The organism is Paraburkholderia sp. Ac-20347, assembly GCF_017104805.1.
Lineage (GTDB): Bacteria > Pseudomonadota > Gammaproteobacteria > Burkholderiales > Burkholderiaceae > Paraburkholderia > Paraburkholderia tropica.
This window is the reverse complement of the sequence record NZ_JAAGPN010000332.1, coordinates 1-7,461: the sequence shown is the minus strand read 5'-3', so window position 1 is coordinate 7,461 and position 7,461 is coordinate 1. Positions and strand designations below refer to the sequence as shown.

Genomic DNA, 7,461 nt, shown 5'->3' with positions numbered 1-7,461 from the left:
AGCGTCGCCGACATCGTCCGCGCCAGCGCATCGAGCCGCGTGCGGCGCGCGTCGAGCGGCTCGCCGCGCAGATCGCGGCCGTGCTCCTCCAGCAGATCGTAGGCGAGCAGCGCGGCCGGCGAATCGGCGAGCACTTTGCGGGTCAGCGTCTTGCGCGTGATGCGCGGTTGCAGGCGCGCGAACGGCAGCGGCGCGGGCGCGCCCGGCTCCCACGCGAGAATTTCGCCGTCGATCACGGTGCCGTCGGGCAACGCTTCGCCCAGCGAGGCCAGCTCGGGAAAGCGCTCGGTGACGAGATCCTCGCCGCGCGACCAGATCCACACGCGCCCGGCGCGCTTGACGATCTGCGCGCGAATGCCATCCCATTTCCATTCGGCGATCCAGCCCGCCAGCGGGCCCAGCGTGGCCGGATCGCTCTGGAGCGGATGCGCGAGAAAGAACGGATACGGCAAGCCGACGTCGCTCTCGTGCGGCGTATCGACATCGTCGCCTTCGGCAGCCGGCGCGATCAGACGCAGATAGCGGGCCGCGCTGGGCGCCTGGCGCGAATCGGTCCAGCCGACCATGCGTTGCGCGATGCGCTTGTGATCGACGCCCGCGACGCGCGCGAGCGCGCGCACGACGAGCTGCCGCGACACGCCCACGCGAAAGCCGCCGCCGATCAGCTTGGTCAGCAGAAAACGCTCGCTCCAGTTCAGTTCGTCCCAATACTGCGTCAGGCGCGCGCACAGATCGGCGGGATCGCTGCCGCGCAACGGCAGCACGCGTTGCTCGATCCATTGCGCGAGACCCAGCTCCGTTTCGCGCGTCGCGGGCGGCAGCACGTGCGCGACCGTTTCGGCGAGATCGCCCACCGCCTGATACGACTCCTCGAACAGCCAGTCGGGCAGCCGCGCCCGTTCGCGCGCGCACTCGACCAGCACGCGCGTCGGCACCGCCTGGCGCGGCTTACCGCCGGCCAGAAAATACGCGGCCCAGGCGGCGTCCTCGGGTTCGGCGGCGGAAAAATAGCTGAGCAGCGCGTCGAGCTTGTCGTTCGTCGAGGTCGTGGCGTCGAGCGCCGTGTAGAGGGCCGCGAACTGTCTCATGGCTGCGCGCTCGCGGCGTCCGGCGCGACGCTGTCGTCGTCGGCGTCGGTGACGGCTCGATCGGCGGCACCGGCTTCGATCGCCTCGTCGCCGTATTCGGTCTCGAACGCGCCTGCGTCGAGCCCTTGCGACGCGAGCCAGCGCACCATCGGCTCGATCTGCCCATGCGTGACGATCACGCGTTGCGCGCCCGTCGCGCCGATCGCCTGTTGCAGACCGGGCCAGTCGGCATGATCCGACAACACCATGCCGCGATCGACGCCGCGCCGCCGCCGCATGCCGCGCACGCGCATCCAGCCCGACGCGAAAGCGTCGCTGTAATCGCCAAAGCGGCGCATCCACGCGCTGCCTTGCGCCGAGGGCGGCGCAACGATCAGCGCTTCTCTGAACGCCGACTTGTCGCGCGCCGCGATCTCGCTGACGAGCCGCGTCGGCGGCAGCGCGACGCCCGCCTCGCGATACGCGCGGTTCAGCGTTTCGACCGCGCCGTGGCAGAAGATCGGGCCGATGCCGCAATCGACGCTGGCGAGCACGCGCTGCGCCTTGCCGAACGCGTAGCAGAACAGCACCGACGCGCGGCCCGCCGCGGCGTTGTGACGCCACCAGGCGTCGATGCCCGCGAAGATGTCGGCGGACGGTTCCCAGCGATAAATCGGCAAGCCGAACGTGGATTCGGTGATGAAGGTATCGCAGCGCACCGGTTCGAACGGCGCGCAGGTCGGATCGGGTTCGACCTTGTAATCGCCGGACGCGACCCACACGCGGCCGCCGTGCTCGACACGCACCTGCGCCGAACCCAGCACGTGTCCCGCCGGATGCAGCGAGACGCGCACGCCGTTGATCTCGACCGCTTCGCCGTAACGCACGCCCTGCACGCTGATGCCCGGCAGCCGCGAAAGCAGCACGCCGAGCCCCGCCTGCGCGGCCAGATAGCGCGCGTGGCCGCTGCGCGCGTGATCCGCGTGCGCGTGCGTGATGATGGCGCGCTCGACCGGCCGCCACGGATCGATATGGAAATCGCCGGGCGGGCAATAGAGGCCTTCGGGGCGCGCCACGATCAGATCGGAGGAATGGATCACGCCTGCCTGCTCCCTGTGGAGGACGAACGAGCTCGAACGTTCGCCTCGCTCGCACGACGCAAGAACCGGTCCCGAGACGCGCGCGCCGGCGGTTAAAAGTTTCAGCCGACGCTCGCCAAGGATTACATCGGCTTGAACGTTCGATGGCGGCCATTGCGCCCGAAGCGGCTTGTGACGGCGCGAAACCGGGCGTTCGCGCCGTCACACGCGGCATGGCCCGAGCTTTGCTTGAACGCATCGTCGCGTGGACGCGCCTCGCTCAGTGACGGCCCGTACACGTCGAGCGGAATAGCCGCCCCCAACATCGGAGAGCAACTGGATGCAAAAGAAGATTCTCGTCGCCGCACTCGCTGGCGCAGCGCTATTGCTCGGTGCCTGCGCGTACATACCTCGCCCGGGGCCGGTCGGCAATCGCGCCGTGCCCGAGCCCGCCCGCTCCGTCGATCTGACGCAATACATGGGCCGCTGGTACGAGCAGTTCCGCTACGAAGCCTCGTTCGAAAAGGACATGGATGCGGTGACGGCGGACTATTCGCTCAACGACGACGGCACCGTGAAGGTCGTCAATCGCGGCCGCAAAGGCGGCGTGACGGGCGCCGAGCACGAATCGACCGGCAAGGCCAAGGTCGTCGATGCCGCGACGAACGCCAAGCTCAAGGTCTCGTTCTTCGGTCCGTTCTACGGCGACTACTGGGTGCTCGATCACGGCGACGCGTATGACTGGTCGATCGTCGGCGAGCCGTCGGGCCGTTATCTGTGGGTATTGACGCGCACGGCCCACCCGTCGCCCGCGCTGCTCGACAGTCTGCGCGAGCGCGTGAAGGCGCTCGGCTACGACTGGTCGCTCGTGAGAGTGACGCAGCAACCGCCGGAGTGACGCGGCGGCGAGCGATCCAGCCCCGCCCCCCCTGGCTTCACGCGACGAATCCTGTACGCTTGCGCATTCGGCACGCGTTTGAGCAATCGATTCAGCAACGCGATTGCGCAGGCAATTCACAGCATTCAGGCCCGGAGGGCGATCGGCATGAACCAGGCAGTGGCATCAGAGCAGGCAACAGTAACCGTGGCGGGCGTGGTCGGCTCGGGTTTGATGGGCGTGGGCATCGCGACGCAATGCGCGCTGCACGGTCTGCGCACCATCGTCCACGACGTCGATGCCGCTCGCCTCGCGGGCGTGACAGCGAAGGCCGAAGCCGTGCTCGACGAACTGATCGACGCGGGCCGTATCGACGCTGACACGCGCGCCGCCGCCCTCGCCCGCATCGAAACGAGCGCGTCGCTCGACGTCATGGCGCACGCGCAGTTCGTCTTCGAAGCCGTGCCCGAAGTGCTCGAACTCAAGCATCGGCTCTACGCGCAGCTCGGCGCGGTGCTCGCGCCCGATGCGATCCTCGCGAGCAATACCAGCGGCTTCGAGCCCGATCTGCTCGCGAGCGCGCTGCCCGCGCCCGAGCGTTTCGTGATCGCGCATTTCTGGAATCCGCCGCACATGATCCCGCTCGTCGAAGTCGTGCCCGGCAGCGCCACGCGCGCGGACGTCACGGCGCGCACCGAGTCGCTGATGAGCGCGATCGGCATGGAACCGGTCGTGCTCGCAAAGTCGATTCCGGGCTTCGTCGGCAACCGGCTGCAATTCGCGGTACTGCGCGAGGCGCTCAACATCGTGCGCTCGGGCGCGGCGAGCGCCGAAGTCGTCGACCGCGTGATGAAGGCGTCGCTCGGTCGACGCTGGGGCATCGTCGGTCCGTTCGAGGGCGCGGACATGGGCGGGCTCGACACCTTCGTCGATATCTCCTCGCATCTGATGCCCGAACTCGCGAAGGACGAAGGCGTGATCGACCTGCTGCGCGAGAAAGTGGCCGCCGGACGCGTGGGCGTGCGCAGCGGCGCGGGCTTCTACGACTGGGACGAGGCGCGTCTCGCCCACGTGAAGGCCGCGCGGCGCAAGCTGATCGCGGGCCGCTAACGCCCGACGCGGGCATGGCGCCAACCCGGCGCGGCCCGCTTCGCGGCTGACGGCGGCCTTACCGCCACCGTTCAATTGCCTCATCGGAATCGCCCTCATCCGTTATTAACGGCACTTCGGCGACGAAAAAGAGCCCGATCACCACGCTTTTCGCTGAATTTAAATCGCCGCGCATCGCGGACAATACCGGTCATGGCCCAAAAAGCGGCTACTTCAGGGGTGCACGTCACGGCGTCAACCCGAAGATCGATGTCAATAAAAAAGGGGTGACCGCCTTGTTTGTCCGGATCGTGCTGCTATCGATTGCGTCCTTGATGCTGGTGCAGGTGGGCTTGCGCCAGCTCGACGCGAACGCGCCGTTCATGTCCGGCGACGCGTCCTTCGAACAGACGTCCGGCGCGCCCGCCGCGTGGCAGGACGATCCCGCCGCCGATCTCGCCGCTTCGAGCGACGGCGCGCACGGCATTGCGCCGCGCGTGTCGATCCGTCCGCACATCGTCGATCTGGGTGCGCGCGTGAAACCGCATCTGCGCGACGCCGTCTGGGAAGCCGACGCCGCGTTCGCCGCGGTCGGCAGCGACGCCGATGCGCATTGCACGGCGGCCATCTCCTGCATGCAGGCGTTCGCGCGCACGATCGATGCGCGCTTCGTCGCGCGTTTCGCGGTGCTCGCGCTCGCGGTGTGCGCGTTTCTGCTCGCGCTGCGCGCCTGGTGGCTGCGCCGTATCCGCGACGATCTGCACGCATTGACGGCGGCCTTGCGCGCGGCGGTTCGCTGTCCGACTTCCACGGCGGACGATGCGTCCTCATCCTCGTGCTCGTTCGACGGCCGCCTGCGCGAACTGCACGGCCTCGCCCGCGCGCTGGGCGATCTGCTGTGCCGGCGCAGCGGCGCGGATCAGGACCGTTCGACGTTTTTCCCCGCGTTTCTTCGCCAGATCGAATCGCACGCGGCGCGGCTGCGCGCCTACGCGACGAACGGCGCGCGCTGGAATCTGCGCGTCGCGCTGGTCGAGGACATCGATCTCTTTCAGGACCTCGCGCGCCAGTTCGTCGATACAGTGGGCGGCGGTGCGGATCATGCGCCCGTGGGCGTGGAAGCGTATCTGAGAGACCGCTTCATCTTCGGCGCGAACACCAGCGACGCGCGCATCGTGCTGCATCTCGATGCGGGCGAGGCGTTCGAACTGCCGCGCACCGCGCTCGTGCGTCTCGTCGACAACCTCGTCGGCAACGCGCTTGCGCACGGCGCGCCGCCCGTCGAAATCTGCACGGCGCGCGGCCCGCGTTCGTGGACCTTGAGCGTGCGCGATCACGGTCAAGGCGTCGGCGCGAGTCTGCCCGACGAAGGCGCGCTCGCCGCGCCGTCGCTCGCCGCGCGCGCGGCGCGGGCCTCGACGCTCGGCCTCGGCAAGCATTGGGGCATGGGCATGTCGATCGTGCGCCGTCTCGCGCGGCTGTGCAACGCGAAGCTCAAGATCGGCGATCACCCGGAAGGCGGTTTGTGGGTGCGCGTGATCGTGCCGATGGAAAAGGAAGCGCGCGCTTAAGGGAAAGCGAACAGCGAACGCGCAGCGGGCCGATCGAAGCGTCCACTTCGACCGGCCCGCTGCGCTTTACACCGACGCTCGCCAGTGTTCAATACCCGCGCGCCGTATCCACGCAAGGCGGAATCGCCCCGCTTTCGCGATACGCCGCGAGGTTGGCCGCCACGATGCGCGACGCCGTCGTACGATCGGTCGGCGCGGAAATATGCGGCAGCACCGTCACGCGCGGATGCGCCCAGTGCCAGCTATCGGCGGGCAGCGGCTCGACCGCGAACACGTCGAGCACCGCATGCGCGAGCGCCCCGCGTTCGAGCGCCGCGCGCAAAGCCGTATCGTCGACGATCGCACCGCGCGCGAAGTTGATCAGCGACGCGTGCGCGGGCAATTGCGCCAGCAACTGCGTATCGACGATGCCCGCCGTCTGCGGCGTCAGCGGCAGCAGGCAGACGAGAATATCGGTCTGCGCGAGCATCGCGCCGAGTTCGTCCGCGCCCGCATGACACTGCACGCCGTCGATCGCCTTGCGCGTGCGACTCCATCCACGCACCTTGAAACCGGCCGCGATCAGACGCCGCGCCGCCGCCTCGCCGAGCGCGCCCAGCCCGAGCAGCGACACGGTCTTGTCCTGCGCGCGCACGTAATCCTGCGCGCGCCAGTCGCGCGCCGCCTGCTGCGCCGCGTAGCGCGGCATGTCGCGATGCAGATAAAAGGTCCACGCGAGCACGGCTTCGGCCATCGTGTCCGCGAGTTGCGGATCGACGAGGCGCACGATCTGCAGCTTCATGTCGGCGAGATCGGCGACGAGGCGCTCGACGCCCGCCCACACGCTATACACCCAGCGCAGATTCGGCAGCCGCCGCAGATCCTCGGGACGCGGATTCGCGACGATCGCCACCGTGCAGTCCGCGCGCTCGGCCTCGCTCATGTCGTCGAGCGCGACGAGCGTTTCCTGCGGCATCGCCGCCTGCAACGCGGCGAGCCATTGCGCCGTGAACGCGTAGTCGGGATTGGCGATGAACGGCAGCACGCGCCTCATTTTGCGTACACCTTGCCGAGATTCGCGAAGCCCTTCACCTCGATGGGATTGCCGCACGGATCGAGAAAGAACATGGTGGCCTGCTCACCGGGCTGGCCTTCGAAACGCATCGTCGGCTCGATCACGAATTCGAGTCCGCTGGCGCTCAGGCGGTCGGCGAGCGCGCGCCAGTCGGGCATGTCCATGACGAGGCCCAGATGCGGCATCGGCACCCAGCGATCGCCGACGCGCCCCGTGTTCGTCACCGGAAACGGCTCGCCCAGATGCAGCGAGATCTGATGGCCGAAGAAGTCGAAATCGACCCACGTTTCCGTGCTGCGGCCTTCGCGGCAGCCGAGCAGATCGCCGTAGAAAGCGCGCGAGGCGTCGAGATCGCGAACGTGATAAGCGAGGTGAAAAGCGGTGTGCATGAGCGTTCCAGTGTTCCGGTGTTCGAGTAATCGGGGGGAAGAATGAAGCCCAGCGTAGCAGCGCGACTTCAAAAGAGATAGCATGGATTTTTTTATGCATCGAAAGGAAAACTTTTGGAGACGCGCTATCTCAAGAGCCTGATCGCCATCGTCGATTGCGGTTCGATCGCCGATGCCGCGCGCACCGAGCATGTCACGGCTGCGGCCATGGGCCAGCGCGTGCAGGCGCTCGAACGCGAACTCGGTTTTGCGCTGCTGTCGCGGCGCGGACACACGGCCCAGCCCACGCCCGCGTGTCTCGCGCTGCTGCCGCGCGCGCGCCGGCTGGTGCGCGA

Annotated in this window: 8 protein-coding genes; 4 read left to right on the top strand and 4 right to left on the bottom strand. The window is 68.1% G+C overall.

The features are described from left to right. Together G3N97_RS34445 and G3N97_RS34440 are read right to left on the bottom strand one after the other, a co-directional pair. The coding region (locus G3N97_RS34445; protein ID WP_205997335.1) for an ATP-dependent DNA ligase at nucleotides 1-1,088 on the bottom strand (1,088 nt) is incomplete at its 3' end. Further along, complete coding sequence (locus G3N97_RS34440; protein ID WP_205997334.1) at nucleotides 1,085-2,167, bottom strand: ligase-associated DNA damage response exonuclease; 1,083 nt, start codon at nucleotides 2,165-2,167, stop codon at nucleotides 1,085-1,087. The genes G3N97_RS34440 and G3N97_RS34445, both read right to left, overlap by 4 nt. A 319-nt stretch (nucleotides 2,168-2,486) precedes the next feature. Between G3N97_RS34440 and G3N97_RS34435 the strand changes: the two genes are divergently transcribed. From G3N97_RS34435 to G3N97_RS34425, 3 genes are all read left to right on the top strand, one after another. Further along, nucleotides 2,487-3,044, top strand: a complete 558-nt coding sequence (locus G3N97_RS34435) for a lipocalin family protein (protein ID WP_205997333.1) — start codon at nucleotides 2,487-2,489, stop codon at nucleotides 3,042-3,044. Nucleotides 3,045-3,191: 147 nt separating this feature from the next. After that, entirely contained in the window at nucleotides 3,192-4,133 is a 942-nt protein-coding gene (locus G3N97_RS34430) for a 3-hydroxyacyl-CoA dehydrogenase family protein (protein ID WP_205997332.1), read from the top strand. Between the two features lie 290 nt (nucleotides 4,134-4,423). After that, entirely contained in the window at nucleotides 4,424-5,683 is a 1,260-nt protein-coding gene (locus G3N97_RS34425; protein WP_205997331.1) for an ATP-binding protein, read from the top strand. Nucleotides 5,684-5,771: 88 nt separating this feature from the next. Here the strand turns inward: G3N97_RS34425 and G3N97_RS34420 are convergent, their stop codons facing one another. Further along, nucleotides 5,772-6,716 carry a glyoxylate/hydroxypyruvate reductase A gene (locus G3N97_RS34420; protein WP_205997330.1) on the bottom strand — a complete coding sequence of 315 codons (945 nt, stop codon included), beginning with the start codon at nucleotides 6,714-6,716 and terminating at the stop codon, nucleotides 5,772-5,774. Next, nucleotides 6,713-7,126, bottom strand: a complete 414-nt coding sequence (locus tag G3N97_RS34415; RefSeq protein ID WP_205997329.1) for a VOC family protein — start codon at nucleotides 7,124-7,126, stop codon at nucleotides 6,713-6,715. The genes G3N97_RS34420 and G3N97_RS34415 overlap by 4 nt, the downstream gene beginning before the upstream one ends. Nucleotides 7,127-7,240: 114 nt before the next feature. Between G3N97_RS34415 and G3N97_RS34410 the strand changes: the two genes are divergently transcribed. Then, nucleotides 7,241-7,461: LysR family transcriptional regulator (locus G3N97_RS34410; protein WP_205997328.1), on the top strand; the 221-nt coding region annotated here is incomplete at its 3' end.